The following is a 26,038-nucleotide window of genomic DNA, read 5'->3' on the forward strand; positions in this document are numbered from 1 at the left end:
ACCGCCTACCGCCTACCGGCGACCGCCGGCCGCTCAGGCGCTCGTCGACGCGAGGGCAGCGCTGATGCGATCGACGCCGAACTCGAATGCCCGGTCGACGTCTCCTCCCAATCGGAACGCGCCCGAGAGCTCCATGCTGATGAACCCGGTGACCCACGCGGTGAGCGTACGGGCCGCGTCGAGGGCATGATCGGGGCCGGCGAGTTCGGTGGCGACGGCGAACAGCGGTGCGCTCGCATCGCGCAGCGCCTCGACCTCGAGCCCTGAGTCGTCGCCCGGCGCGAAGACGAGCCCGTACGCCGCGGGGCGCTCGTGTGCGAACGCCCGCACGGCGCGAGCGAGACGGGCCACCTCGGCGAGCGCGGCGTGGCCACCGTCGGCCCGAACGTTGCTCGCATCGCCGACCGCACCGAGGCGCACGCTGAGATCGACGACGGCCGCCGCAGCGATCAACCGCACGAGCTCACTGCGGTTGCGCACGCGCTTGTAGAGCGATGGGGCGCGCACGCCGACGCGTTCGGCGACGGCCTGCATGGTCAGGCCCGTGAGGCCGTCGGCCTCGAGGATCTCGCGACCCGCCGCCACGATGGCCTCGAGGGAAGTTCGTTCCGGTGTCGGCATCCTCGGCCCCTTTCGACATCTCGACTCTAGGCTATTGCGCGTAGCCATGATAGCTATGTATCATAGCCATCACCCCCTCCCGCATCCATGATCAAGCGAGGCACCAAATGAAGCTCGGCCCCTCCCTCTCCCGCATCGGCTCCGACATCGTCGCGGTCTACCTCGTCGACACGCCCGAGGGCGTCACGGTCATCGACGCCGGGCTCGCCGGCCAGTGGGGCGAGCTCACCGTCGAACTCGAGGCGATGGGCCGCTCGCTCGACGACATCCGCGGCGTCGTGCTCACGCACGGCGACTCCGACCACATCGGTTTCGCCGAGCGCCTGCGGCGCGACCATGGCGTGCCGGTCTACGTGCACGAGGCCGACGCCGCTCGTGCCCGCGGCGAGGTCTCGACCAAGCCCGAGTGGGGCAGCGTGAAGCTCGGCCCGACGGCGCGGTTCCTCTGGTACTCCATGACGCACAACGGGCTCCGCACGACCCCGCTCACCGAGGTCGTCACGGTACGAGACGGTGATGTGCTCGACCTGCCGGGCGCACCGAAGGTGATCGGCATGCCCGGCCACTCCCCCGGCAGCATCGCGATCCACGTACCGGTGGCCGATGCCGTCTTCGTCGGCGACGCACTCACCACTCGCCATGTGCTGACGGGGGTGACCGGCCCGCGGCCGGCGCCGTTCACCGACGACCCCGAAGAGGCGCTCGCCTCGCTCCGGCGTCTCGAGGGCCTCGGCGTCACCTGGGTGCTACCCGGCCACGGTTCGCCCTGGAACCGCGGAGTCGATGAGGCCGTGCGCGAGGTCGAGCGGGCCGCCGCGGCATCCGCTTCATGACCGAATGCATCTGACGCGCCGAACGTGCAGGAAACGCCCCTGAAGGGGCGCCAAGTGCACGCTCGGCAGGCACGGTGAGCCCCCGCGGGCGCGGGCGAGGCGCGGGCGAGCCCTACATGCGGAAGAGTCCGAAGGAGGGCTCGGGCAACGGCGTGCGACTCGCGAGCTCGAGCGCGAACGCGAGCACCGTGCGCGTGTCCTCCGGAGCGATGATCCCGTCGTCCCAGAGACGAGCAGTCGAGTGGTACGGACTGCCCTGGTCGTCGTACTGGGCCCGGATCGGATCCTTGAACGCCTGCTCCGCGGCATCCGACCACTGTTCGCCCTTCACCGCGAGCTGGTCGCGCTTGACGGTCGCGAGCACGGATGCCGCCTGCTCGCCGCCCATCACCGAGATGCGGGCGTTCGGCCACATCCAGAGGAACCGCGGCGAGTACGCCCGCCCGCACATCGAGTAGTTGCCCGCGCCGAAGGAACCGCCGATCACGACCGTGAACTTCGGCACGCGCGTCGTCGCAACCGCGGTCACCATCTTCGCGCCGTGCTTGGCGATGCCACCCGCTTCGGCGTCGCGACCCACCATGAAGCCCGAGATGTTCTGCAGGAAGACGAGCGGGATGCCGCGCTGGTCGCAGAGTTCGATGAAGTGGGCGCCCTTCATCGCCGCCTCGCTGAAGAGCACGCCGTTGTTCGCGACGATGCCGACGGGGTGTCCGTCGATGTGGGCGAAACCCGTGACGAGCGTGTCGCCGTACTCGCGCTTGAACTCGGTGAACTCGCTGCCGTCGACGAGGCGGGCGATGACCTCGCGCACGTCATAGGGCTGCTGCACGTCGAGCGGCACGGCCGCTGTGAGCGTCGACGGGTCGACAGCGGGCTGCCGGGGCTCGCGCACCGTCCACGCGCGAGGCTCTTGCGCCGGAAGGGTCGCGACCATGTCGCGCACGAGTTCAAGGGCGTGCTCGTCGTCTTCGGCGAGATGATCGGTCACCCCCGATACCCGCGAGTGCAGTTCGCCGCCGCCGAGTTCTTCGGGCGTCACGATCTCGCCGATCGCGGCCTTCACGAGCGGCGGGCCGCCGAGGAAGATCGTGCCCTGGCCCCGAACGATCACGGTCTCGTCGCTCATCGCCGGCACGTAGGCGCCGCCGGCGGTGCATGAGCCGAGCACGGCAGCGAGCTGCGGAATGCGCTTCGCCGAGAGCTGCGCCTGATTGAAGAAGATGCGGCCGAAGTGCTCGCGGTCGGGGAAGACCTCGTCTTGCAGGGGCAGGAATGCCCCACCCGAGTCGACCAGGTAGATGCACGGCAGCCGGTGCTCCTTCGCGACTTCCTGAGCCCGCAGGTGCTTCTTCACGGTCATCGGGTAGTAGGTGCCGCCCTTGACTGTCGCGTCGTTGCACACGACGAGCACGGGGCGGCCGTGCACGAGACCGATGCCCGTGATGATGCCCGCGCCCGGCGAGTCTCCTCCGTAGAGACCAGCGGCGGCGAGCGGCGAGAGTTCGAGGAACGGGCTGCCCTCGTCGAGCAAGCGGTCGACCCGGTCGCGCGGCAGCAGCTTGCCACGGGCGACATGGCGCTCACGGGATGCCGCGGGGCCGCCCGCCGCCGCCGCGGCGACCTTCTCGCGGAGTTCACGAACGAGCGCCGCGTGGCCCGCGCCGTTCGCGCGCGCCGCCTCACCGGCGGGGTCGATGCCGCTGTGGAGTGTGCCCATTCCGCTTCGCCTTCGAGCTCGGCGCGGCCCCTTGTGCGGGTGCGCGATTTCGGTTAGTGTGCACTAACTCGATCCCCGATGTTAGCGAGCATTAACCGAGATGGCAACCACTTCGCGTGCGGTCGATCAGGCCGGCACCGACCTCAGCACCGACGAGACGGTCGGCACCGACACCGACCTCGATGCCGACGACGCGGCGACCACCGACGACGCAACCACCGAAGATGCGGCCGCAGCCGGCGATGCGGCCACAGCCGGCGCAACCACCGAGCGGAGCCGGCAGAAGGCCGACCGGCGCCAGGCGATCCTCACTGCGGCAGCCGCGCTCTTCGCCGAGCGAGGCTACGCGGGTGTCACGATCGAAGACCTCGGCGCCGCCGTGGGCGTGCGGGGCCCGGCCGTGTACCGCCACTTCCCCGGCAAGGCCGCCGTGCTCGCCGCGATCCTCCAGGGTGCGAGCCGCACACTCCTCGACGGCGCCGAGCGAGTGCTCGGCGAGGCGCCCGACGCGACATCCGCCCTGCACCGGCTGATCGCCTTCCACGTCGATTTCGCGCTCGGCGACGCCGACGTCATCCTCGTGCAAGACCGGGAGCTCGAGCAGCTCGATGTCGGCGCCCGGCACGAAGTGCGGCTCCTCCAGCGCCGGTACGTCGAACACTGGGTCGACACCCTCGAAAGACTCCGGCCCGATCGGGCCGAGACGGAGCTCAGGTTCCGGGCACACGCCGCCTTCGGTCTCCTGAACTCCACTCCGCACAGCGCCCGCATCCCTGGGCGCAGACCCGCCGACGGCGCCGCCCGCGGCATCCTGGAGGAAATGGCATGGGCGAGCCTCATGTCGTGACCCTGCGCGTGACCCGCGCGGGTGATCTCGACGCACTGTTCCGCTTCGAACAAGATCCTGTGGCCGTGCGCATGGCCGCGTTAACCCCGACCGACCCGACAGATCGCGCTCTGTTCGACGCCCACTGGCAGCGCCTGTTCGACGACCCCACGGTCGATGCGCGCACCGTACGCGCCGACGGGGACATCGTGGGCAGTGTCGCCCGCTGGTTCGAAGGCGGTACCGCCGAGGTCACCTGCTGGATCGACCCCGGGCACTGGAACGAAGGCATTGCGACGCGCGCGATGCGGCTCTTCCTCGACTCGTTCTCCGAACGGCCGGTGCGGGCGCGGGTCGCAGCTGACAACGCCGCGTCCATCGCCCTGCTCGAGACGCTCGGCTTCCGCCGCACGGGCGGCGACGTCGCGTTCGCGAACGCCCGCGGCGCCGAGATCGAGGAGTTCACCCACATCCTCGAATAGGGCGAGCGGATGCCGCGGCGCGCTCAGTTGGCGGTGCGCGCGCCCAGCTCGGCCGCGAGCACGCCGATCCGCCGTGCGAGTGACACGTCACGCGGGGTGACACCGCCGACATCGTGCGAGGTCAGTTCGAACTCGACACGGCCCCAGCCCAGCCGCACATCGGGGTGATGGTTCAGCTCGTCGGCGACGACCGCCACGGCATCGAGCAGCCGCACCGCGCTCGCGAAATCGTCTGTCGCGTATGCGGCAACCAGATGATCCTCGACGTGGATGAAGGCCGTTCCGGCGAGCCCGTCGGCTGTGTCGGCGGGCGAGAGGATGGTGCGTTCGTCCATGTGTCCATCCTCCCGCCGCCGCGTCGATTGCGCCATGGGGTGCCGACGCCCACTCTCAGGCCATGGTCAGCGCTCGGCCCGGCTCACGAAGGATCGTGCCGATGTCGGCGAGGAACCGCGACCCCTGCGCCCCGTCGACGAGACGATGGTCGAACGAGAGACTCAGGGTCATCAGTTCACGGAGCGCGATCTCGCCGTGGTGTTCCCAGGGCTGGCGACGCACGGCCCCCATCGCGAGGATGGCCGCCTCGCCCGGATTGAGGATGGGTGTGCCGGCATCGATGCCGAACACGCCGATGTTCGTGATCGAGATCGTGCCGCCGCTGAGTTCGGCCGGGCTCGTACGGCCCGCCCGCGCCGTTTCGGCGAGCGCGGCGATCGCGTCGGCGAGCTCGATGAGCGTCATGCGCCCCGCTCCCTTGACGTTCGGCACCACGAGTCCCCGCTCGGTCGCCGTCGCGATACCGAGGTTCACCCCACCGAATCGCACGATCTCCTGGGCGTCCTCATCCCATCGGGAGTTGATCTCTGGGGTGCGACGGGCGGCGAGGCACACGGCCTTCGCGACGACCGTGAGCGGGGTCACCTTGTGCCCGGTGAGGTCGCGATCTTCACGGATGCCGCGGAGGAGCTCCATCGTCGCCGTCACGTCGACGGTCAGGAACTCGGTCACGTGCGGCGCCGTGAACGCACTCCGAACCATCGCGGCCGCGGTGTGCTTGCGCACGCCCTTGATCGGGATGCGAGTCTCCGGGGGCGCGTCGACCGAACCCGCCGAGGTGAGCGACGAGACGTCGTCGGGCACCGGCATCGCGAGACCGGATGCCGCGCGTTCGACGTCGTCGCGCGTGATCAGGCCCCGCTGTCCCGTGCCCGTGACCGTCTCGAGATCGAGTCCGAGGTCGCGGGCGAGCTTGCGCACTGGCGGCGTCGAGCGCGGACGCTCGCCCTGGCGAGTCGCATCGGCAGGCGAGACGGCTGCGCCGGGGGTGGCATCAGCGGGACGCTCGGCCATCTCGGGCAGCGACGGAACGAGATCGTCGGCGAGCGCCGTGCGGCGAGCGCGCCGCTTCGGTCCCGACTCCGCTGCGGCGCCGTAGCCCACGAGGTTCGGGCCGGGCGCGGCTTCCGTCGCGGTGCTCTCTGAGCTCGCCTTGGACGGCGACGGCTTCGATGTCGGCGCGACGGTCGGGGCATCCGTCACCGGGGCACCGCCCGAGCCACCCGTGTCGCACGAGAACAGCGGCGCACCCACCTCGACGGTCTCGCCCTCGGCCGCGTGCAGCGCCGTCACGACCCCCGCGAATGGCGATGGCAGCTCGACCACTGCCTTGGCGGTCTCGACGTCGGCGATGATCTGGTTCAGCTCGACCCGGTCGCCGACGCCGACCCGCCAGGCGACCACCTCGGACTCGGTGAGGCCCTCGCCGAGGTCGGGCAGTGCGAAGTCTCTGATCATCATGCTCACGCCGTCGCCCCGCTCATGGAATTCGGACGCCCGAGCACCCGGTCGACGCCGTCGAGAATGCGGTCGAGGTCGGGCAGATGGTGACGCTCGAGCTTCGCCGGCGGATACGGGATGTCGTGGCCGGTGACCCGCACTGGCGCGGCCTCGAGAAACTCGAAGCAACGCTCGGTGATCGAGGCCGCGAGCTCGGCGCCGACGCCGCCCTGCTGGCCCGCCTCGTGGGTGATGACGAGCCGGCCGGTGCGGCGCACCGAAGCCTCGACCGTCGCGTAGTCGACGGGGGCGAGCGAGCGCAGGTCGATGACCTCGATCGAGACGCCGTCCTCCGCAGCGGCGACCGCGGCGTCGCGGGCCGTCTGCACGAGGGCGCCGTAGGTCACGAGCGTGGCGTCGGTGCCCGTGGTGACCGTGGTCGCAACGCCCATCGGCCGCGCGTCGGCGAGGCTCGCCGTCTCGTCGACCTCTCCCTTCACGTGGTACCGCCGCTTCGGCTCGAAGAAGAGCACGGGGTCGTCGCTCGCGATGGCCTGCCGGATCATGACGAACGCGTCGGCCGGGTTCGAGCACGCGACGACGCGCAGGCCCGCGGTGTGTGCGAAGTAGGCCTCGGGCGACTCGGAGTGGTGCTCGGCCGCACCGATGCCGCCGCCGAACGGCACACGGATCGTGATCGGCATGCGCACGTTCCCGCGTGAACGGTAGTGCAGCTTCGCGACCTGGGCGACGATCTGGTCGAAGCCCGGGTAGATGAAGCCGTCGAACTGGATCTCGACCACCGGGCGGAAGCCGCGGTACGCAAGCCCCACCGCCGTGCCGACGATGCCCGCCTCGGAGAGCGGCGTGTCGACGACCCGCTTCGCCCCGAACTCGGACTTCAGGCCGTCGGTGACGCGGAAGACCCCGCCGAGCGTGCCGATGTCCTCGCCCATGAGCACGACCTTGTCGTCGTCGGCGAGCGCGCGACGAAGACCTGAGTTGAGCGCCTTTGCGAGCGTGAGTGTGGTCATCGTGGGTCTCCTTCGGCGGTGACGGATGTCGCGGCACCTGTGCTGAGCTCCGTCGAAGCATCCGAGTCGTCGAACATCGCGAGGTAACGCGTGTAGTGCTCGCGCTGCCGCTCGAGGTGGCTGTTGGGTTCTGCGTACACGTGGTCGAACACCGTCAACGGCTCGGGGTCGGTGATCGTCGTGATGGCGGCACGAAGCTCGGCGGCGACGCGGTCGGCCTCGGCCGAGACGTCTCGTTCGAGACGCGCGATGTCGACACCGGATGCCTCGAGCAGCGCGAGCACTCGTGACAGCGGATCGCGCCCGCTCCACTCGGCGAGCTCGTCGTCGGTGCGGTAGCGCTTGGGGTCGTCGGCGGTCGTGTGCGGGCCCATGCGATAGGTCACCGCCTCGATGAACGTCGGCCCGTCGCCGCGTCGTGCACGGTCGAGCGCGATGCGGGTCGCCGCGAGCACGGCCAGCACGTCGTTGCCGTCGACACGCACGCCCGGCATGCCGAAGCCGTCGGCTCGACGCGCGAGATGCTGCTTCGATTGCAAGCCGACGGGTTCGGAGATGGCCCACTGGTTGTTCTGGCAGAAGAAGACGACGGGGGCGTCGAAGCTCGCGGCGAACACGAGGGCCTCGTTGACGTCGCCCTCGCTCGTGGCGCCGTCGCCGAAGTAGGCGACGGCTGCGGTGTCCGTGCCCTCCCAGGCAGCACCCATGGCGTAGCCGGTCGCGTGCAGAGCTTGCGCGCCGATGATGATCTGAGGCACGGCCATGCCGTGCTCGTACGGGTTCCAGCCCGACGCCGCGGTTCCTCGCCACACCGAGAGGAGCTCGGCCGGCTGCACTCCGCGGCACCAGGCGAGCGCGTGCTCGCGATAGCTCGAGAAGATGAAGTCATCGTCGCGGAGCGCACGCCCCGACCCGATCTGCGCCGCCTCCTGGCCGGCGAGCGGCGGCCAGAGTCCGAGCTCGCCCTGCCGTTGCAGTGCGGTCGCCTCGGTGTCGATGCGCCGCACGATCGCCATATCGCGGTAGAGGCGGCCGAGCGCCACGAGGTCGACGTCGGCGACCCACGGGTCGAAGTCGGCGTTCGAACGGCGCTCGCCGGTCGGGCTGACGAGCTGCACGAACTCGTCTGGCCGGGTGAACTCGCGCTGTATGAGGAGCCCGGTGGCGTCTCGGTCGGATGGGGTCATCGTCGATCCTCGCTGTCGGCGGGCGCGCTTCGTGGGCTGCCCGCGCCCGGCGGCTCTGCCGGTTACCCAGAGCGTACGTCGATCTTGCACACAGCTCAACCAACCGCCGAGCTGTTGAGCATGTTGCACGATTCGAGCGCCCGCAGCGGTGCTATCGTGTGGCGTTATGACCGGTTACGACGCCGTCGACAAGGCCCTGCTCATCGCCCTGGCCCCCGACCCTCGCGCGACGGTGGTCGCGCTCGCCGACCGACTCGGGCTCTCACGCAACACCGTGCAGGCGCGCATGGCGCGGCTCGAGGCATCCGGAGCGTTCCTCTCCTTCGAACGCAGCATGGACCCGACGCCGCTCGGCTACCCGCTCGAGGCATTCATCGCCGTGCACGTGCGCCAGAAGCTGCTCGGCTCCGTCGTCGACGAGATCGCACGCATCCCCGAGGTGATCCAGGCGCACGGACTCTCGGGCTCGATCGACCTCCTCGTGCGCGTCGTCTGCCGTGACGCGCACGACCTCTTCCGCATCGACGGGGAGATCCTCGCGATCGATGGCGTCGAGCGCACCGAGACGTCCCTCGCGATGGGCGAACTCATCCCCTACCGGCTGGGGCCACTGCTCGAGCGGTGATCGACAAGTTGCAAAGAACTATTTGCAAAGGTTTCTTTGCAACGCATCTTTGCAACATGGATGCTACGAACGGCGACGACCTCGAAACACAGCCGAGCAGCACGCGGCACCCGGGTGTCGACCATATGCTCACGAGCTCGAGCCTGAAGAGCCTCGCCCACCCGCTCCGTGTGCGCATCTACGACGAGCTCTCGGCGTACGGGCCATTCACCGCCAGTGGCCTCGCCGCTCGTCTCGGCGAGTCCAGCGGCGCAACGAGCTACCACTTGCGCCAGCTCGAGCGCGCGGGTCTCGTACGCGAAGACGAGACCCGCGGCAAGGGTCGCGAGCGCTGGTGGGAGCGACGACCGGGGTCGATCACGGTCCCGGATGCCCGGAAGCTGCCGCCGGGCAGCGCCGAACGGCTCGCGGTGCGCATGTTGGAAGACGAGTGGTACCGCACCCGCGAACGGAACTTCCACGAGTACCTCGCCGAGGGAGAACACGTCTTCGGAGCGGAGTGGCTCGACGTCGCCACCTCGGACACGATCAACGTGCGCCTGACGGCCGAGCAACTGCACGCGCTCGTCATCGATCTCGACGCCGTGCTCAAGAGGTACCTCGACGCCTACAAGCGCACACCCACACCGGGCGCGCGGCCGGTGCAGCTCCACATCAACGCGTTCCCACTCGTGCGGGGCGAACTCACTCCCGCACCGACCGACGAGGAATCATCATGAACACCGCAACGTTGGGAGGCCAGACGGCCCGCCCCGTATTCCCCACCGGGGTGCCCGGCCTCGCCGTCCGTGCGGGCCGCGCGCTCGAGAGCTGGGGCGCACGTCGCGCGTCCGCCCGCCCAACACGCGACGAGCTCGCGCAGCTCATCGCGCTTCGAGGCGAGGCGCGCCGCGCCGTCGCCGACAACGCGGAGGCGATGCGGCGCGCCGGGCTTCCTCCGGTGAGCTGACACGGCGGTCGGCCTCGACCCGGCCATGTCTCCCCCGCCCTGCTACGGAGTGCGCAATTCAGGTCGGCCCGCGGTGTGTCGCGTTCGAGCGCGGCGTGTCGCGACCGCGACACACCTCCGCACCTGAATTGCGCACGGTTCAATGGCTGGCGAGACGACGGATGCCCCGCCCGAACGTGTCGGGCGGGGCATCCGTGTGTCGTCGCTCAAGCGACGAACGGGCGCGAACTACGCGTCGACGTCAGCACCCTCGGCCGGAGCCTCGGCGTGCGTGCCGGCGATCTCGCGACCGTTGGTGTCGGCGTCTTCAGCCAGCACCGGGGCGAGCGAAAGCTTGCCGCGGTCGTCGATCTTCGTGATCTCGACGAGGATCTTCTGGCCGACGGCGAGCACGTCGTCGACGTTCTCGACACGCTTGCCACCGGCGAGCTTGCGCACCTCGGAGATGTGCAGCAGGCCGTCTTTGCCCGGGAGCAGTGAGACGAACGCACCGAACGCGGCGATCTTGACGACGGTTCCGAGGAACTGCTCGCCGGCCTCGGGGTTCGTCGGGTTCGCGATCGCGTTGACCTGGGCGCGGGCGGCCTCGGCCGACGGACCGTCGGTCGCGCCGATGTAGACGGTGCCGTCCTCCTCGATGGAGATGTCGGCGCCGGTCTCATCTTGAATCGCGTTGATCGTCTTGCCCTTCGGGCCGATCAGCTCGCCGATCTTGTCGACGGGGATCTGCACCGAGATCACGCGGGGCGCGGTCGGGGCCATCTCGTCGGGACCGTCGATCGCGGCGTTCAGCACGGCGAGGATCGTCGTGCGTGCGTCTTTCGCCTGCGTCAGCGCGCCGGCGAGCACCGAGGCGGGAATGCCGTCGAGCTTCGTGTCGAGCTGGATCGCGGTGACGAACTCCGACGTGCCGGCGACCTTGAAGTCCATGTCGCCGAGGGCGTCTTCAGCACCGAGGATGTCGGTGAGCGCCGCGTAGCGGGTCTCACCGTTCACCGTGTCGGAGATGAGGCCCATCGCGATGCCGGCGACGGGTGCGCGCAGCGGCACGCCCGCGTTCAGGAGCGCGAGGGTCGAAGCGCAGACCGAGCCCATCGACGTCGAGCCGTTGGAGCCGAGCGCCTCGGACACCTGGCGGATCGCGTAGGGGAACTCTTCACGCGTGGGCAGCACGGGCACGAGCGCGCGCTCGGCGAGTGCGCCGTGCCCGATCTCGCGACGCTTCGGCGACCCGACGCGACCGGTCTCACCGGTCGAGTAGGGCGGGAAGTTGTAGTTGTGCATGTAGCGCTTCTTGGTGACCGGGCTGAGCGAGTCGATCGACTGCTCGAGCTTCAGCATGTTCAGCGTCGTGACGCCGAGGATCTGGGTCTCACCACGCTGGAAGATGGCCGAGCCGTGCACGCGAGGCACGACCTGCACCTCGGCGTCGAGCGGGCGGATGTCGGCGAGCCCGCGACCGTCGATGCGCACACCCTCTTCGAGCACGCGCGAACGCACGACGTGCTTCGTGACCGACTTGTACGCGGCCGACACCTCGGCGTTGGCCGACTCGGGCAGCTCGCCCGCTTCGACCTTCGCTGCGACGTGCCCTTTGGCACGCGCCTTGAGCGCGTCGTCGGCGTCTTGACGAGCGACCTTCTCGGCGATCTTGTAGATGCCCTTGAGCTCTTCGAGTGCGAACGCCTCGACGACGGCCTTCGTCTCAGCCTGGTAGGGCGGGAACGTCGGGTAGTCGGCGGTGGGCTTCGCAGCGGTCTTGGCGACGTGCTGCTGGGCCTCGACGAGCTGCTTGATGAAGGGCTTCGACGCTTCGATGCCCTGCGCGATGACGGCCTCGTCGGGCTTTATCCCGCCGGCCTGGATGAGGTTCCACGCGTTGTCGGTGGCCTCGGCCTCGATCATCATGATCGCGACATCCTGCGAGCCGTCGGCCTCGGTGATCACGCGACCGGCGACGACCATGCTGAACACGGCGTCTTCGATCTGCGAGTACTTCGGGAAGGCGACCCACTGGCCGTCGATGAGGGCGACGCGAACGCCGCCGACCGGACCGGAGAACGGCAGGCCGGAGAGCTGGGTCGAGAGCGACGCCGCGTTGATCGCGAGCACGTCGTAGTATTCGTCGGGCTCGATGGCGAGCACGGTGATGACGACCTGCACCTCGTTGCGGAGGCCCTCGACGAACGAAGGACGCAGGGGGCGGTCGATCAGGCGGCAGGTGAGGATCGCCTCGGTCGAGGGGCGACCCTCGCGACGGAAGAACGAGCCCGGGATGCGCCCTGCGGCATACATGCGCTCTTCGACGTCGATCGTGAGCGGGAAGAAGTCGAAGTGCTCCTTCGGCTGCTTGGAGACCGAGGTCGCCGAGAGCAGCATGGTCTCTTCGTCGATGTAGGCGACGGCGGAGCCCTGCGACTGCTGGGCGAGGCGGCCGGTCTCGAAGCGGATGGTGCGGGTGCCGAACTTGCCATTGTCGATGACGGCTTCGGCGAACGTGATTTCTGGACCTTCCAAGAGGTCGTCTCCTTTGTTTACCGTCGCACCCCGTGTGGGCGCGACTCATACAGAGGAGCAGGAACAGGCAATACGAATCGCACCGGTCGGTGCGTTCACGCTGGCCACCAGTAGAAGTCCACCAAACCGGTCGGCTTGGTAATCCACCACAGGGGACCAGCTTCCTGCCGGCCTGCTCCAAATGCTCAAAATGAGCACAGTGCTCGATATTCGATTGTGCGTCTGCGCCCGGACAGGCAAGCGCCGGTTCGCGGCACATCAGACGGCGGCAACCCATCGAGCTACCGCTTCAATGCTAGCAGAGCGCGCGAATTCGCCCGGTGAACAGCGGATGTCGCGTGCCGCGTGCCGTCCACGCCGGGATCGCGTGGTGCGCGGGCCCGAGTCATCCGTGGCAAACTCGAATGCATGAGTTCCGACGAGCAGAGCACACCGGGCCCCTCCGAGGAGACGAAGCGCAAGTTCCGCGAGGCGCTCGATCGCAAGAACAACGCGTCGAAGAAGCGTGAGGGCGAAGCCCACCTCGACGGCGGCGGCGGCGCGAACCACACTCAGGGTCCCGCCGAGCACAAGCGCGAGTTCCGACGCAAGAGCGGTTGAGCCGGCCTCACTCCATCGGCACCGTCGTCTGCGCGTTGGTCGCCGGCACGATGACGGGCAGCAGCACGGCGCGTTTCGGTTCACGACCGTCGCCCGCCGCCCGGCCGCGAAGCCGTCGCAGCATCCACGGCACGGCGTGCCGTCCGAGCCATGCCACGTCACCGACCTTCGTCGACTGCTGATCCTCCGCCGGCTCGTGGACGGCGTGCTCGAGTGCGCCGAGCTCGCCCGCATCCGGCACGCCGAGGACGCGCGCGGCGGCGTAGGCGATGCCACGGTGCCCGGCCGCGTTGAGGTGCACGCGATCCTCGGCCCACCGATCGTCATCGACGAGTTCAGGTCGGGCGTCGACATCGAGCAGCATCGAGCCGGTCGCCGCTGCGAGCGCGCGAAGCCGCGAGTTGAAGACCCTGAAGCGCCGAGCGAAGAGCCGGGCAGCAGGCCGTCGCGGCATGAACGCGGTCACGAGCAGCACATCGCAGCCGGTCGCACGCAGTCGTGAAACGGCGTCGCCGAGCTGCGCCGCGAGCCGCTCGGGATCGGCGCGACGCCCCACGAGGTCGTTCGCGCCGATGAGCACGGAGACGAGGTCGGCGCCGAGCGCGGCGGCGTTCGGCAACTGCACCTCGACCGCATCGCGGATTCGACGACTCCGCACCGCGAGGTTGGCGTAGGCGATGGGCGCGCCCGCCGAACTCGTGACGGCGAGGAGCATCGCGAGCCGATCCGCCCAGCCACGGTACTCACCCGCCGGCATGCGGGAGACGTCGCAGAGCCCCTCCGTCAGCGAGTCGCCCACGGCGACATAGCGACTCCAGGTCTTGGCTGCGCCCGCGGGCCGCGGCGTCGCAACGATCTGCGCCGGCCGCACCGCATCCGCCGGGCGAACCGTTCGTCGCTCCATCGCCTCCTCGTAGTGCCCGATGAGTTCGTCGCCCAGCCGGTCCCAACTGCGCCCCGCGACGGAGGCGCGCGCCCGCTCGCCGAACGCCCGTCGCTTCGCGTCGTCCCCTGTGAGGTCCCGCACCCGTCCGCGGAAGTCCTCGAGGTCACCCGGCCGGTAGAGCCAACCGTTCACGCTGCTGTCCACGAGGTCGAGCGGGCCACCGCGGCCGGTCGCCACGACCGGCACCCCGCTCGCCAGCGCCTCCTGCACCGTCTGGCAGAATGTCTCGCTCTCGCCGGGATGCACGAACACGTCGAGGCTCGCCATCGCCCGCGCGAGCTCGTCACCGTCGAGGAAGCCCGTGAACCGGGCATCGGGCAGCATGCGCTCGAGTGCGGGCCTGGATGGCCCGTCGCCGATCACGACGAGCCGCACACCCGGCAGGCCGTCGATCGCACGGAGGTCTTCGACCTGTTTCTCGGGAGCGAGTCGGCCGACGTAGCCGACGAGAACCTCGTCGCCGCGGGCGAACTCGCGTCGCCAGGCTGAATCTCGCCGGGCGGGCGAGAACCGGTCGGTGTCGACCCCACGCCGCCAGAGCCTGATGCGGTCGACGCCGAGCGACTCGAGCCGTTCGATGGCCGACGACGACGGGGCGAGCGTCAGGGTCGCGCGCCGGTGCAGCCGCCCGAGGTGCCGGGTGAGCGCGGGAGCCGCGCCGGGCGCGCCGTAACGTTCGGCATACGACGGGATGTCGGTCTGGTACACGGCGACCGACGGGATGCCGAGCGCGTCGGCGGCGAGGACGCCGCGCCAGCCGAGCACGAACGGAGACGCGAGGTGCACGACGTCGGCCTCGTGCTCGCGCATGAGGGCAGCGACTCGGTGCGCACTCGCGAGGCTCACCCGTACTTCGGGATAGCTCGGCAGCGGCATCGACGGCAGCAGCACGACGCGAGCGCCGAAGAGCGAGTGGTCGATGGATCCGGATCGAGGGGCGATCACGAGCGCGTCATGACCGCGTCGTTCGAGGTGACGCAGCGCCTGCAGGAGGGAGTGCGTCACGCCGTTCATGTGCGGGAGGAACGATTCTGCGAGGAGGACGACCTTCACGCCCCCAGCGTGAAGGTCGCCGGGCGCGGGAACCGCCGGAAACGCGGGCCGGAACCGAGGGTTCACCGACTCGTCGGAAGCCGTTCGCCCAGCCGTCGACGGCACGTCGTGCATGGCCGGTCACCCTCGAAGCGCCCTTCGTGCTCGACGACTGATCCGGTCACGGTCGGCCGTCGGTGAACCCACGGCGCCGGCTTCCGTCGGCACGGGTTCGCCCGGCTGGATTCGGTGCGAGCACTGAGGTCGCGCGTGCAGCTGCGTCGGTACGATGTCGCCACCCGCAAGATCTCCGTCGAGGAGTCGCCGATGTCCGCACCGAACCCGCCGCCGCCGCACGAGTACGTCACGCTTCGCCTCGATCCAGACGGTGACGCCGCGCGCGACTACGGCGTCTTCCCCGTGCCTGCCGGCATCGACCTCGCACCGCCCGAACCCGGATGCGCGGTCGCGTCCGACGGTCGGGCCGACCTGAACCAGCGCGTCTTCCTCCCCGAGGGAGCGCGGCCGTACCACGCACGCGGCCTGAGAGTCGCGCTGGCGATGAAGGGCGGAGTGAGCCTCGCGGTGTGGATCGGCGGTGCGATCGCCGAACTCGACATCCTCCGCCGCATCCGCATCTATCGCGATGGACGGGACCCGCGTCCGAAAGCGCTGCTCATCCACCCGAACGGGCACGAGGCCGACGCCCATCTGCTCGCACGGGCGGACGCGTACGCCCGGCTCCTGTGTTCGAGAGGATACGACCGGGTCGAGTACGACGTGCTCGCCGGTGCCAGCGCGGGCGGCCTGAACGGCGTCATGTACGCCGTCGCCCAGCGAGCCGGCGTCGGACTCGAAGGAATCCTCGGCACCTGGCTCAGCACCGGCTCGGCCTGGGGCCTGTTGCAGACGGGCCGTCGCCCTTCCTACGACTCGGTCCTTCGCGGCGACGAGTACTTCTGGGTCGAACTCGATCGTGCTCTCGCCGACATCGCTTCCGGCACAGTGAGTCCGGGCGGCGCGGGCCAGGCGCCGAAGGCGGTCAATCCGCCGCATCCCGCCCTCGCCGTGCCGCACGTCGTCGTCGACCTCTCAGCGACCCTCATCGACGCGAAGGACACGAACGAACGCAGTGCGGCAGAAGGCCGGGCGCACTTCCGCTTCGTCGGGGCCGACGTCGATCCGGTGCCCGATCGCGGCATTCCCGGCCACGGCGCCACCGACATCCGACGGAAACGGGACTTCGCCCGCCTCGCCTACGCGGCCCGGGCGACGTCGTCGTTCCCGGGGGCGTTCGAACCGGCCCTCATCTATTCCGACGAAGAGCCGCTCACCGGCCCCGACGCCGTCATGAGTCCGCCCGACATGCGCAACGTCTTCAGCGCGCACCGGGAGCGAGGCCGAGCGCATCCCTTCCGGGTGGTCGACGGCGGCGTGCTCGACAACATCCCGATCGACCGCGCGCTTCGTGCCGTGCGCAACATCCCCGCGAATGAGCACGTGAACCGGGCGCTGATCTATCTGGATCCATCGCCGAAGGAGACCTCGCACTGGCTCATCCGCGCGACCGAGTACAACGGGCCGGCACCCGAGCTGACTCCGGACTCGGCGACGGCACGCAATGACCCGCTCTCACGATTCCTGTCGCCGATCCTCACCGCCGTGCGCAAGCGGGCCGGGTCTGAGTCGAGTGAAGACGAGATCGACGCGGTCGATGCCGCGCGCGCCGCGGCGCTCGTCGTCAAGGGGCGCGACGAGATGCTCGCCGTGCGACTGGACGGAGGACCGGTCGCGGCAGACGGTCCGGCCGCGCTGGCGCATGTCGCGGCATTCGCGCGGCTGCGATCCACGACCGACGCGGCGTTCCTGCGCTCGGTCTTCACTCGCCCCGGCGAGTGGACGCTCGGTACGAATCTCGTCGATCGTCCGGCCCGACGGGCGCTCGATCGCATCAGCATCGGCCGATTCGAGAAGGCACTTCGCGCGGTGCTCGACGACTTGAGTCGTGGCACGCTCCCCGACGGCGTGCCGATCGATGCGATCCCGGCCGGCTCCCAGACACTCGTCGACGCCTCGTACTGCGCACTCACCTGGATCCGCGCCCTCGAAGACCAGAGCTTCCGCACCGTCTCGCTGCACGCCTTCGACGCCGCGGTCACCGATGAACCCGCGACCCGGTCGCGATCGCGCGCCGCGATCCGCGAGTGCCTCTACGCCGTGATGACCGAGGCCCGCGATCTCCGCGACTCGGCCGTCGAACGCACACTCGATGCCGTCGACGGCATCCCACAGGTCGAGGGCACGCTCTCCGACGTCCGTGCGCGCCGGCTCGTGCTGACGTGGCTCACGGCCAACGCCGCGACCCCCGAGCGGCGCCGGGAGCTCTGGGCGGAACTCGATCGCATCGTGCGCTGGCTGCAGGACGCGAGCGCCGTGCTCGAACGGTTCCCCAAGCAATCGGGATGGCTGGAGTCCCCTTGGCACCGCCTGCCCGCTTCGTCCGTGGACCTGCCGGCGAGAGATCTTCCGCTCATCTTCGCGGGCAGCGGCATGCCGACCGCGATGTCGACGGTGCGATTCCATCGCATCGGTTCCGACACGCAGCCGGCCTCGCCGCGTCGCTATCGAACCCTGTTCGACGCGCAGCTGCTCGAGGGGTATCGGGCGACGCTGGCCAAACCGATCGACCAACTCGACCGCGAGACCGTGATGAAGCTGCTCGACGACGACGCCGAACTGCGTTCCTCCTCGAAGCTGGCCGGACTCCGCATCGCGAACTTCGCCGGCTTCCTCAGTGCTGCGTGGCGTCGCAACGACTGGTGGTGGGGGCGCCTCGATGCATCGGCCGGCATGCTCGAGTTGCTCGGCAGCATGGAGCGGGCTCCGGATGTCGCGGACAACGAGCTGCCCGTTGCGATCGAAGCCGAGGCCGAGCTGCACACCGTGCACGACGCCCTCCTCCTCGAACTGAACGCCGACGATGCCCGACCGTACGAGCACGCCATCGAATCGGCCGACGCCGACGCCGTGCGCGCGGAGCTCGTGCGCGGCACGCAGGACCTCGAGTCGTTGCATTCCGGGTATCGCGTGGCGCTCGCCTCGCGAGTGGTGCGTTCCGCCTCGGTCGCGCTCGTGCGCGGCACCGGCACGCTGTCGCCGATACGGGCGCTGCAGTGGATCATCCGCCCTCTGCTCGTGCTCGTTCCCGCGGTGCTCTCGCCGCCGCGACTCATCCTCGCCATCGTGATCGTCGCCTGCGGCATCCTCCTCGCCTGGCCAGAGCTCGAGGATCCGGCGCCGCTCGCCTGGCCGTCGACCTCGAGGTGGGTGATGTTCGCCATCGTCGCCGTGTTCGCGGCGTTCCGGTTGACGAGCGCCGCCGCATCGTGGCGGCGTCACTGGCTCGTCGTCGCCAATCACACGGAGCAGTCGAGCCGGGCGCGCCGGGTGATCGCCGCAGCCGAGCGACGGGCGACCATCCTGCGTGCGACGCTCATCGGCATCACGATCGTGCTCTTCATCGTGTTCGCCGCCGCGTGCCTCGTCTACGGCCTCTGGGGCGTTCCCTTCTGGTTGTCACTCATCGCGGTGCTCGCCGCAACCGAGGTGACGAGCCGCGCGTTGCAGACCGTGCGGGCCGCCCGGCGATCCCGACCCGGCCGATGGATCGCGCTCGCCGTGCTGGCGGCAGCGTCGTTCGCGGTCACGGCAGTGCTGCCCGCGAGCCTCGATGCGCTCACAGCGGGAATGCCGGAGCCCTGGAACCATGTCGTCTGGCGTTCGATCGCCGCTGCGATCGTTGCCGCTGCCCTCACCCTGACGCTGCTCGCGCAGGCGCTGCGGGTGCGCCAGTTGCTCGCGGTGACCGCGACCACCGTCGTGACGACTGCGGTGGCCGTCATCATCACGACGCTGGCTCTCAGCCGATCTACGATCGAGACGCAGACCTGGGTCGGGTTCGTCGTCTGCGCATGGGTGGCCGGCACGACGATCTGGTGGGCTCCGTGGTTTCGCGGGTGGGACACCGGCCCGGCCGGGATGCCGAAGGACTCGGTGCACGATCTGGAGCCCGGCTCGCTCGTTTCAGCCGACGACTGACGACCACGCATCCGGCCCCTGCTGTTCACTTCCAGCCGGTAGAACGATCGCGTGGATGACGCGTGGATCAGCGGGCTCGCCGCCTCACCCTGGCTCATTCCGCTGCTCTTCGGGCTCGTCGTCGGCGACGCCTTCGTCGTGGTGCTCCCGAGCGAGACCGCTGTGGTCGCACTCGGCGCACTGTCGGCGACGACCGGATCGCCGCCGCTCGGCGCGATCATCCCCGTCGCCGCGCTCGGCGCCGTCGTCGGCGACGGCCTCTGCTACCTGATCGGGCGCAGGGTCGGTCTCGACCGGTGGCGTTGGCAACGCGAGGGTCGCATCGGTGCCGCTCTCTCCCGAATGCGTGACACCGTGCACCGGCGCACGGCGGTGCTCGTCTTCACGGCACGCTACGTGCCGTTCGCCCGCATCGCGGTGAATCTCGCCGCGGGTGCTGGGCGCGTGCCGCTCCGCCGGTACCTCCCGCTCTCGGCCGCGGCCGGATTGGCGTGGGCCTGCTACAACGTGGCGATCGGCGCGATCGTCGGCAACCTGTTGCGCGATTCGCCGCTCCTCGCCGCGGCCATCTCCGTTCCGGTCGCCATCGTGATCGGTCTCGTGGTCGACCGGACGATCGGCCGACTCGATGCGCGGCGGAGCGGTGTCGCACCGGCACCGGCCGACGAGGAGATCACTCCCCCGCGAGACCCCCGATGAGATGGCCGAACGGACGGTCGAGGGCGAACGGGTCACGCACCGTCGTGGAACGATCGCTCGCCGCGACGAGCGCGGCGAGCTCACCCGCGGCCCGCTCGATGCGGGCCGGCAGCGTCTTCACGCTGTCCGCGGACCCGCCCCAGTCCCCCGTCGCCGCGAACACGCCCGTGGGGGCGACGATCGCGTGCAGATAGGTGAACATCGGGCGCAGGGCGTAGTCGAGCGCAAGCGAATGGCGCGGCGTACCGGCGGTGGCGCCGATCACGACGGGGAGGTCGGCGAGCGCGGCGCTGTCGACCACGTCGAAGAACGACTTGAAGAGGCCGGAGTAGCTCGTCGTGAAGATCGGCGTGACCGCGATGAGGCCGTCTGCGCCGGTCACGGCCTCGATGACCGCCTCGAGCTTCGGGCTCGGGAAGCCCGTCAGCATGTGATTCATGATGTCGGTCGCGACGTCCCGGAGCTCGAAGGTCTCGACGGTCGTGTCGATGCCCTGCCCGGTGAGCTTGACGACGGTGGCCTCGGTGAGCTTGTCGGCGAGCATGCGCGTCGACGACGGCTGGCTGAGGCCTGCCGAGACGACGGCGAGGGTACGTGTGGTCATCGTCAGGCTCCCTTCACGGCCGCGGCGCTGAACGCTGCGCCCTTCGGGGTCTCGATACGCTCGCTGGAGCTCGCTACTCGACCAGCGGTGGAGTTGCGCGCGGCGACGAGCGACGCGTGCGTCGGGGCATCCGGAACCGTGTCAGGGCGGTTCTTCGCGAACTCGCGGCGCAGCACCGGCACGACCTCTGAGCCCAGCAGGTCGAGCTGCTCGAGCACGGTCTTCAGCGGCAGGCCGGCGTGGTCCATCAGGAAGAGCTGGCGCTGGTAGTCGCCGACGTAGTCGCGGAAGCCGAGGGTCTTGTCGATGACCTCCTGCGGGCTGCCGACCGTGAGCGGCGTCTGCGAGGTGAACTCCTCGAGGCTCGGGCCGTGTCCGTACACCGGTGCGTTGTCGAAGTACGGGCGGAACTCGCGCACGGCGTCTTGCGAGTTCTTGCGCATGAAGACCTGGCCGCCGAGTCCGACGATCGCCTGCTCGGCGGTGCCGTGCTCGTAGTGCTCGAAGCGCTGGCGATAGAGCGCCACCATGCGCTGCGTGTGCGACGCGGGCCAGAAGATATGGTTCGCGAAGAATCCGTCGCCGTAGTAGGCGGCCTGCTCGGCGATCTCGGGGCTGCGGATCGAGCCGTGCCAGACGAACGGCGGCACGTCGTCGAGCGGCCTCGGGGTCGACTGGAAGCCCTGGAGCGGCGTGCGGAACTGGCCGTCCCAGTCGACGGAGTCTTCACGCCACAGTCGGTGCAGGAGGGCGTAGTTCTCGAGGGCGAGGTTGATGCCCTGGCGGATGTCCTTGCCGAACCACGGGTAGACCGGCCCGGTGTTGCCGCGACCGAGCATGAGGTCGACGCGGCCGTCGGCCATGTGCTGGAGCATCGCGAAGTCCTCGGCGATCTTGACGGGGTCGTTCGTCGTGATGAGTGTCGTCGAGGTCGTCAGCTGCAACGTGGAGGTCTTCGCCGCGATGTACGCGAGCGTCGTCGTGGGCGAGGAGGAGAAGAAGGGCGGGTTGTGGTGCTCACCGAGCGCGAAGACGTCGAGGCCCACCTCTTCGGCGTGCTGGGCGATCTTCACGACGTCGGTGATGCGCTCGTGCTCGCTCGGCGTGCGTCCCGTCGTGGGGTCCTGCGTGATGTCGCTGACGGTGAAGATTCCGAACTGCATGTTGCCCTCCTGGGCTCGTCTTCGCGAGGTATCCGTAATGCATACTTTTGCATACACTTCGATTAACGGATGCCCCTCGCCCACTATTCCCGATCGATCAGCGCCGCGCACGTCGAAGGCGGGGGTGCCGACTCGGCACCCCCGCCCTCGATCGCCAGCCTCAGTCGATGGGGCTGTGCTCGTGACCGCCGCCACCGCCGACCGTGCCCTGCGGGCCGGCCGGTTCGGGAAGGAACTTGAAGGGCAGCTTCTTGCCCTTCACCCCGTTGACGTCTTCGGTGGAGTACGCGTACGTGAGCACCGCTGTCGCGATCGCACCCGTGTTCACGAGCAGCGCCGTTCGGTCGACGTTCTCGATCGTGTCGCAGGCGATGTGGTAGCACTGGTCGAGCTGCTCGCCCGCGGTGCCGCCCCAGATCGCCGCCTGCTGCTCGGTCTTCACGACCTCGGCACCGGTGAACAGGCCGCCCGCCGGAATGCCGTTGAGGATGAACGCCTCGTAGTCGCTGCGACCCGAGAACTCCGCATCGTCGTACGGGATCCGCAGGAGCGTGAAGTAGCTCTCGAAGAGGTCCTCGATCGCGATCGATCCTTCAGGTACCGGCACGGGCGCCTCGTACCCCGACTCGTCACTGTCGTACACCATGTACATGTAGTTCGGCGATGCGATCATGTCGAAGTTGAGGTAGAGCGCGATCTCGTCTTTCTCCGCCTGCGGGAGTCCATCGACGTAGGCCGCGGATCCCAGCAGTCCAGACTCCTCTGCTCCCCACCAAGCGAACCGCAGCGTGTTCTGCGGCTTCAGCTTGCCGAGATGCTCGGCGAGCTCGAGAAGTGCCGCTGAGCCGCTGCCGTTGTCGTTGATGCCCGGACCTGCCTGCACCGAGTCGAGGTGCGCGCCGGCCATGACGACGTTCTGGTCGTTCTTGCCGGGCAGCTCTGCGATCACGTTGACCTGAGGCCGCTCCTCCGGATCCGGCACGAAGGCCTTCGCCGTCGATCCCGGTTGCGCGAGCGCGAGGCCGTCGGCGGTGCTCGCACCGACGACGGGGATGTCGAGCGGATCGGGGTTCTCTCCGATGAGCGTGCCGGTCACGAGTCCCGACCGCTCGGGCGTGTTGCCCTGGTTGAAGATGATCACCGCTTCGGCGCCGGCGTCTTGGGCGTTCTTCGCCTTGACACCGAACTCGCAGGTGCCGCGCTGGACGAGCGCGATATCGTTCGCGCCCGAGAAGTCGAGACCGGTGAAGTCTTCCGCCTCGCAGCCGCTCGTCACTGGATCGAAAGGTGCGGTGAGCACGACGTCGACCGGAATGACGGTGCCTTCGACGGTTCCCGACCCGGTGCCCGAGAACGACTCCGTCTCGTACGTCGCGGCGACCGGCGCCAATTGTTCGAGCGCGGACGGCCCCGTGAACGTGAACGGGAACTCCTCCAGCGTGACCTGCCAGCCCGCGTCCTCGAGCGTCTCGGCGACGTACTCGACGCTCTGGTCGTACCCCGGAAGTCCGGCGGCGCGGTTGCCTCCGTTGTCGTCGGCGATCGCCTGGAGCTCCTCGAGATGAGCCATGATGCCGTTCGGCTTCACGCACTCGAGCAGCTTGGCTGCCGTGTTGTTGTTTCGGTTCTCGCACTTCGCGGATTGACCGGCGACGGCGGCCCCCGCGGGAATCAGTGCGAACGTGAACGCCGCGGCGGTCGCGATCGCGATCACGCGGGCCTTTCTGGAACGTGGGGTGGTTGGGCGCATCGTTTTCCCCTCCTTACCGGGTGTCTCCGTTGGCACCCGTTCGGGGGGCAGCCTAGGCGCTGGTCGCGACTGCCCGACAGCCCCCATCGGCAAACTCGTCCAAGCACGCAGGAATCCTGCGCCACGACGCGACGCGATGGCTAGACTCGCCGTGATGGGCACGATTTCGGTCATCATCCCAAGCCTGAACGACGCGGGCTTCCTCGCCGCCTGCCTCGAAGCGCTCGACCAGCAGACGCGGCCCGCCGACGAGGTCATCGTGGTCGACAACGGGTCGACGGATGCCACGGCCGACGTCGCTCGAGCGGCCGGCGCGCGTGTCGTCACCGAGCCGCTGCGCGGCATCTGGCCGGCGACGGCCGCAGGCTTCGACGCGGCATCCGGCGAACTGCTCGCTCGCCTCGATGCCGATTCGGTGCCCGCGCCGGACTGGCTGGCCGAGGTGGAACGCCGCATGACCCGGCCCGATCGCCCGACCGTCGTGACGAACGGCGGCACGTTCTACGGCGGCAACGCCGTCGTGCGCTGGATCGCCCGAAACATCTATATCGGCGGTTACTTCACCGTGATCGGTCCTCTGCTCGGCCACCCGCCGATCTTCGGTTCGAACTACGCGATGCGCGCCGACGCCTGGGGCGAGCTCCGAAGCATCGTGCACCGCGACCGTGCCGACGTGCACGACGATCTCGACCTCGCCTGGTCGATGAGGCCCGGCATGACGGTCGTGCGCGACCGCCGGCTCGTGGTCGGTGTCTCCGCACGGCCGTTCGACAGCTTCGGCGGTCTCGCCCGTCGCGTTCGGATGGCCTTCCATACGATGTCGATCGAATCACGGGAATGGCCGCCGCTGACGCGCCGCGCTGAACGGCGGCGTGCGCCCGCCTGGGTGTGGGAGTCCGAGGGTACTGAGCCACTGAACCTCGACGTGGTCGAGCACGACGATGACAGTGAGGAGCCGCTGCCGGCGTGAGTCACCTCGCGGCCCTGTCGAACGACACCAGCGCTGCCGCCGCGCGGCCCCGCCGCCGTGGAGCTACGGTGTGGCGTCGGTCGCGGCGAAGAGGCCGAGCATGTCGCGCACGAGCTGGTGCGGCGCGGTCTCGCATGGACTGTGGCCTGTGGGGTACACCGCGAGACGGGCGCCGATCTCGCGGGCGAATCGCTCGTGCGATGCGCGTGGCCAGAGGTCGTGCTCGCCGACGGCGACGAGCTTGGGTACGGGCGCCGCAGCGAGGCTCGCCCGCACATCGGGCGTCTGCATCATGAGCGCGATGATGTCGACGACGCTCTCTCGCCGAGTCAGCGCGAACCGTTCGCGCACGAACGCGAGCCGCCGTGGCGGCACCCGGTTGAGGTTGTTTCGGATGCCCCACAACATGAGCGTTGCACCCTGCCGCGGCGACGTGAAGCCGCTGATCTGTCCGATGCGCTTGACGCCGCGGAACGCCTGACCCGACTCCGGCGGCGCGCTCAGCAACGTGAGACTCGCGAAGCGGTCGGGTCGTTCGAGCAGGGCGAGCTCTGCGAGCGTTCCGGCGAAGCTGTAGCCGAGCACGTGGGCGCTGCCCGCTCCGTCGTCGAGCACCGCGAGCAGGTCGTCGAGGAAGAGCCGTTGGTCGTAGCGGACGCGCGGTGGATCGAGGTTCCACGGACCCGCGCGCCACGATTCGTACTGCCCGGCGAGGTCGAACGCCTCGACTCGGTAGCCCGCCGCCGCGAGGATCGGCATCATCAGCACGAAGTCTTCCTTCGAGCCCGTCGCCCCGGGCACGAGCACGACCCGCGGCGCAGACGCCGGCCCGAGCGCGACCCGTGCCAATGCCCCGCTCGGCGCATTGAAAATCGAGTGCTCCGCAGCGGCCGGGAATGCGCGCCAATCGATATCGGGGATCGCCTCATCGAGCAGGCCGGCTTCGTCGAGCGCGAGTCTCGGCTCCGACGGACCGTCGGGCACCGGCACGCACCGACGGAACGAACCGCGCGCGCCTCCGAATGCGACCACGACTTCACGATACCGGCGACGTCCGATCCTGCGCACGCAACCCGCTCGAGAGGCCCGCTTCAGCTCATGCGGCGCCGACGGCGTCTCGCGGTCGGATGCAGATGTCGCGCACAGGCCGCGCAGAGCGAACACCGAGCGCAGGCACAGCGAGCGCGTTTAGGCTGGACCCATGGCAACCGTTGCACTCACCCTCGACAACTTCGAGAAGACGATCCTCGAGGGCGGCACCGTCTTCGTCGACTTCTGGGCGGGCTGGTGCGGCCCCTGCCTGCAGTTCGCGCCGCACTATGACGCAGCATCCGAGTCGAACCCCGACTTCACCTTCGCGAAGGTCGACACCGAAGACCAGCAGCAGTTGGCCGCGGCGATGAACATCACGTCGATCCCGACGATCATGGCGTTCAAAGACGGCATCGGCGTGTTCGCGCAAGCGGGTGCACTGCCCCGGCCGATGCTCGACGAACTCGTCTCACAGGTGCGGGCGCTCGACATGGAGCAGGTGCGCGCCGACCTCGCCAAGCAGGAGGCCGAGGAGGCCTCGGCCTGAACAGCTCGGCTGGGCTCAGTCCGGCTG

The 26,038-nt window shown here is 69.3% G+C and carries 23 protein-coding genes; 11 read left to right on the forward strand and 12 right to left on the reverse strand.

Annotated features, from left to right (window positions below; genetic code table 11):
* Positions 1–33 precede the first annotated feature (33 nt).
* Positions 34–621: a TetR/AcrR family transcriptional regulator gene (locus tag AC1C2S_RS00370; protein ID WP_495350558.1), complete on the reverse strand. Its 588-nt coding sequence runs from the start codon at positions 619–621 to the stop codon at positions 34–36.
* A 107-nt stretch (positions 622–728) separates the two neighbouring features.
* On the opposite strand from AC1C2S_RS00370, the gene AC1C2S_RS00375 reads away from it, so the two are divergent.
* Positions 729–1,454: an MBL fold metallo-hydrolase gene (locus AC1C2S_RS00375; RefSeq protein ID WP_495350559.1), complete on the forward strand. Its 726-nt coding sequence runs from the start codon at positions 729–731 to the stop codon at positions 1,452–1,454.
* Between the two features lie 112 nt (positions 1,455–1,566).
* On the opposite strand, the gene AC1C2S_RS00380 is transcribed toward AC1C2S_RS00375, so the two are convergent.
* Positions 1,567–3,174 (reverse strand): carboxyl transferase domain-containing protein, encoded by a 1,608-nt coding sequence (locus AC1C2S_RS00380; protein WP_495350560.1) that lies wholly within the window; start codon positions 3,172–3,174, stop codon positions 1,567–1,569.
* Positions 3,175–3,274: 100 nt separating this feature from the next.
* Here AC1C2S_RS00380 and AC1C2S_RS00385 point away from each other — a divergent pair, with 100 nt between their 5' ends.
* Positions 3,275–4,021: a TetR/AcrR family transcriptional regulator gene (locus tag AC1C2S_RS00385; protein ID WP_495350561.1), complete on the forward strand. Its 747-nt coding sequence runs from the start codon at positions 3,275–3,277 to the stop codon at positions 4,019–4,021.
* Positions 4,000–4,482 carry a GNAT family N-acetyltransferase gene (locus AC1C2S_RS00390; protein WP_495350562.1) on the forward strand — a complete coding sequence of 161 codons (483 nt, stop codon included), beginning with the start codon at positions 4,000–4,002 and terminating at the stop codon, positions 4,480–4,482. Before AC1C2S_RS00385 ends, AC1C2S_RS00390 begins: the two co-directional genes overlap by 22 nt.
* 23 nt (positions 4,483–4,505) lie before the next feature.
* Here the strand turns inward: AC1C2S_RS00390 and AC1C2S_RS00395 are convergent, their stop codons facing one another.
* From AC1C2S_RS00395 to pdhA, 4 genes are read right to left on the reverse strand one after another with little or no spacing between them, the layout of a single operon-like run.
* Positions 4,506–4,817 (reverse strand): 4a-hydroxytetrahydrobiopterin dehydratase, encoded by a 312-nt coding sequence (locus tag AC1C2S_RS00395; RefSeq protein ID WP_495350563.1) that lies wholly within the window; start codon positions 4,815–4,817, stop codon positions 4,506–4,508.
* Between the two features lie 55 nt (positions 4,818–4,872).
* Positions 4,873–6,276, reverse strand: a complete 1,404-nt coding sequence (locus tag AC1C2S_RS00400; protein ID WP_495353165.1) for a dihydrolipoamide acetyltransferase family protein — start codon at positions 6,274–6,276, stop codon at positions 4,873–4,875.
* Positions 6,277–6,281: 5 nt separating this feature from the next.
* Entirely contained in the window at positions 6,282–7,292 is a 1,011-nt protein-coding gene (locus AC1C2S_RS00405) for an alpha-ketoacid dehydrogenase subunit beta (RefSeq protein ID WP_495350564.1), read from the reverse strand.
* Positions 7,289–8,479 (reverse strand): pyruvate dehydrogenase (acetyl-transferring) E1 component subunit alpha, encoded by a 1,191-nt coding sequence (gene pdhA, locus AC1C2S_RS00410; protein WP_495350565.1) that lies wholly within the window; start codon positions 8,477–8,479, stop codon positions 7,289–7,291. Before pdhA ends, AC1C2S_RS00405 begins: the two co-directional genes overlap by 4 nt.
* A 166-nt stretch (positions 8,480–8,645) precedes the next feature.
* Here pdhA and AC1C2S_RS00415 point away from each other — a divergent pair, with 166 nt between their 5' ends.
* Genes AC1C2S_RS00415 through AC1C2S_RS00425 form a run of 3 tightly spaced genes read left to right on the forward strand, consistent with a single transcriptional unit; the run spans position 8,646 to position 10,053 of the window.
* Entirely contained in the window at positions 8,646–9,104 is a 459-nt protein-coding gene (locus tag AC1C2S_RS00415) for an Lrp/AsnC family transcriptional regulator (protein WP_495350566.1), read from the forward strand.
* A 56-nt stretch (positions 9,105–9,160) separates the two neighbouring features.
* The gene (locus tag AC1C2S_RS00420; RefSeq protein ID WP_495350567.1) at positions 9,161–9,823 is read left to right on the forward strand and encodes an ArsR/SmtB family transcription factor; all 663 of its coding nucleotides are present in this window, start codon (positions 9,161–9,163) and stop codon (positions 9,821–9,823) included.
* A complete protein-coding gene (locus AC1C2S_RS00425) occupies positions 9,820–10,053 on the forward strand; it encodes a hypothetical protein (RefSeq protein ID WP_495350568.1) in 234 nt (77 codons plus the stop codon). The genes AC1C2S_RS00420 and AC1C2S_RS00425 overlap by 4 nt, the downstream gene beginning before the upstream one ends.
* A gap of 228 nt (positions 10,054–10,281) precedes the next feature.
* On the opposite strand, the gene AC1C2S_RS00430 is transcribed toward AC1C2S_RS00425, so the two are convergent.
* Positions 10,282–12,570 (reverse strand): polyribonucleotide nucleotidyltransferase, encoded by a 2,289-nt coding sequence (locus AC1C2S_RS00430; RefSeq protein WP_495350569.1) that lies wholly within the window; start codon positions 12,568–12,570, stop codon positions 10,282–10,284.
* Between the two features lie 408 nt (positions 12,571–12,978).
* Between AC1C2S_RS00430 and AC1C2S_RS00435 the strand changes: the two genes are divergently transcribed.
* Positions 12,979–13,170 (forward strand): DUF5302 domain-containing protein, encoded by a 192-nt coding sequence (locus AC1C2S_RS00435; protein ID WP_495350570.1) that lies wholly within the window; start codon positions 12,979–12,981, stop codon positions 13,168–13,170.
* A gap of 7 nt (positions 13,171–13,177) precedes the next feature.
* Here the strand turns inward: AC1C2S_RS00435 and AC1C2S_RS00440 are convergent, their stop codons facing one another.
* Positions 13,178–15,169 (reverse strand): glycosyltransferase, encoded by a 1,992-nt coding sequence (locus AC1C2S_RS00440; protein WP_495350571.1) that lies wholly within the window; start codon positions 15,167–15,169, stop codon positions 13,178–13,180.
* 306 nt (positions 15,170–15,475) lie between these two features.
* Between AC1C2S_RS00440 and AC1C2S_RS00445 the strand changes: the two genes are divergently transcribed.
* Together AC1C2S_RS00445 and AC1C2S_RS00450 are read left to right on the forward strand one after the other, a co-directional pair.
* On the forward strand, positions 15,476–19,246 hold the full coding sequence (locus AC1C2S_RS00445) for a DUF3376 domain-containing protein (protein ID WP_495350572.1): 3,771 nt from the start codon (positions 15,476–15,478) through the stop codon (positions 19,244–19,246).
* A gap of 51 nt (positions 19,247–19,297) precedes the next feature.
* Positions 19,298–19,945, forward strand: a complete 648-nt coding sequence (locus AC1C2S_RS00450; RefSeq protein WP_495350573.1) for a DedA family protein — start codon at positions 19,298–19,300, stop codon at positions 19,943–19,945.
* Here AC1C2S_RS00450 and AC1C2S_RS00455 read toward each other — a convergent pair.
* From AC1C2S_RS00455 to AC1C2S_RS00465, 3 genes are all read right to left on the reverse strand, one after another.
* A complete protein-coding gene (locus AC1C2S_RS00455) occupies positions 19,920–20,549 on the reverse strand; it encodes an FMN reductase (protein WP_495350574.1) in 630 nt (209 codons plus the stop codon). The genes AC1C2S_RS00450 and AC1C2S_RS00455 overlap by 26 nt on opposite strands.
* Positions 20,550–20,551: 2 nt before the next feature.
* Positions 20,552–21,712, reverse strand: coding sequence for an LLM class flavin-dependent oxidoreductase (locus AC1C2S_RS00460; RefSeq protein ID WP_495350575.1), 1,161 nt, complete (start codon positions 21,710–21,712; stop codon positions 20,552–20,554).
* A gap of 160 nt (positions 21,713–21,872) precedes the next feature.
* Positions 21,873–23,462 carry a M28 family metallopeptidase gene (locus tag AC1C2S_RS00465; RefSeq protein ID WP_495350576.1) on the reverse strand — a complete coding sequence of 530 codons (1,590 nt, stop codon included), beginning with the start codon at positions 23,460–23,462 and terminating at the stop codon, positions 21,873–21,875.
* Between the two features lie 154 nt (positions 23,463–23,616).
* Here AC1C2S_RS00465 and AC1C2S_RS00470 point away from each other — a divergent pair, with 154 nt between their 5' ends.
* Positions 23,617–24,432: a glycosyltransferase family 2 protein gene (locus tag AC1C2S_RS00470; RefSeq protein WP_495350577.1), complete on the forward strand. Its 816-nt coding sequence runs from the start codon at positions 23,617–23,619 to the stop codon at positions 24,430–24,432.
* A 63-nt stretch (positions 24,433–24,495) separates the two neighbouring features.
* On the opposite strand, the gene AC1C2S_RS00475 is transcribed toward AC1C2S_RS00470, so the two are convergent.
* Positions 24,496–25,416, reverse strand: coding sequence for an alpha/beta fold hydrolase (locus AC1C2S_RS00475; protein ID WP_495353166.1), 921 nt, complete (start codon positions 25,414–25,416; stop codon positions 24,496–24,498).
* A 217-nt stretch (positions 25,417–25,633) separates the two neighbouring features.
* Between AC1C2S_RS00475 and AC1C2S_RS00480 the strand changes: the two genes are divergently transcribed.
* On the forward strand, positions 25,634–26,011 hold the full coding sequence (locus AC1C2S_RS00480) for a thioredoxin family protein (protein WP_495350578.1): 378 nt from the start codon (positions 25,634–25,636) through the stop codon (positions 26,009–26,011).
* Positions 26,012–26,038: the final 27 nt, after the last annotated feature.

It is taken from the genome of Agromyces sp. Y782 (assembly GCF_059445405.1).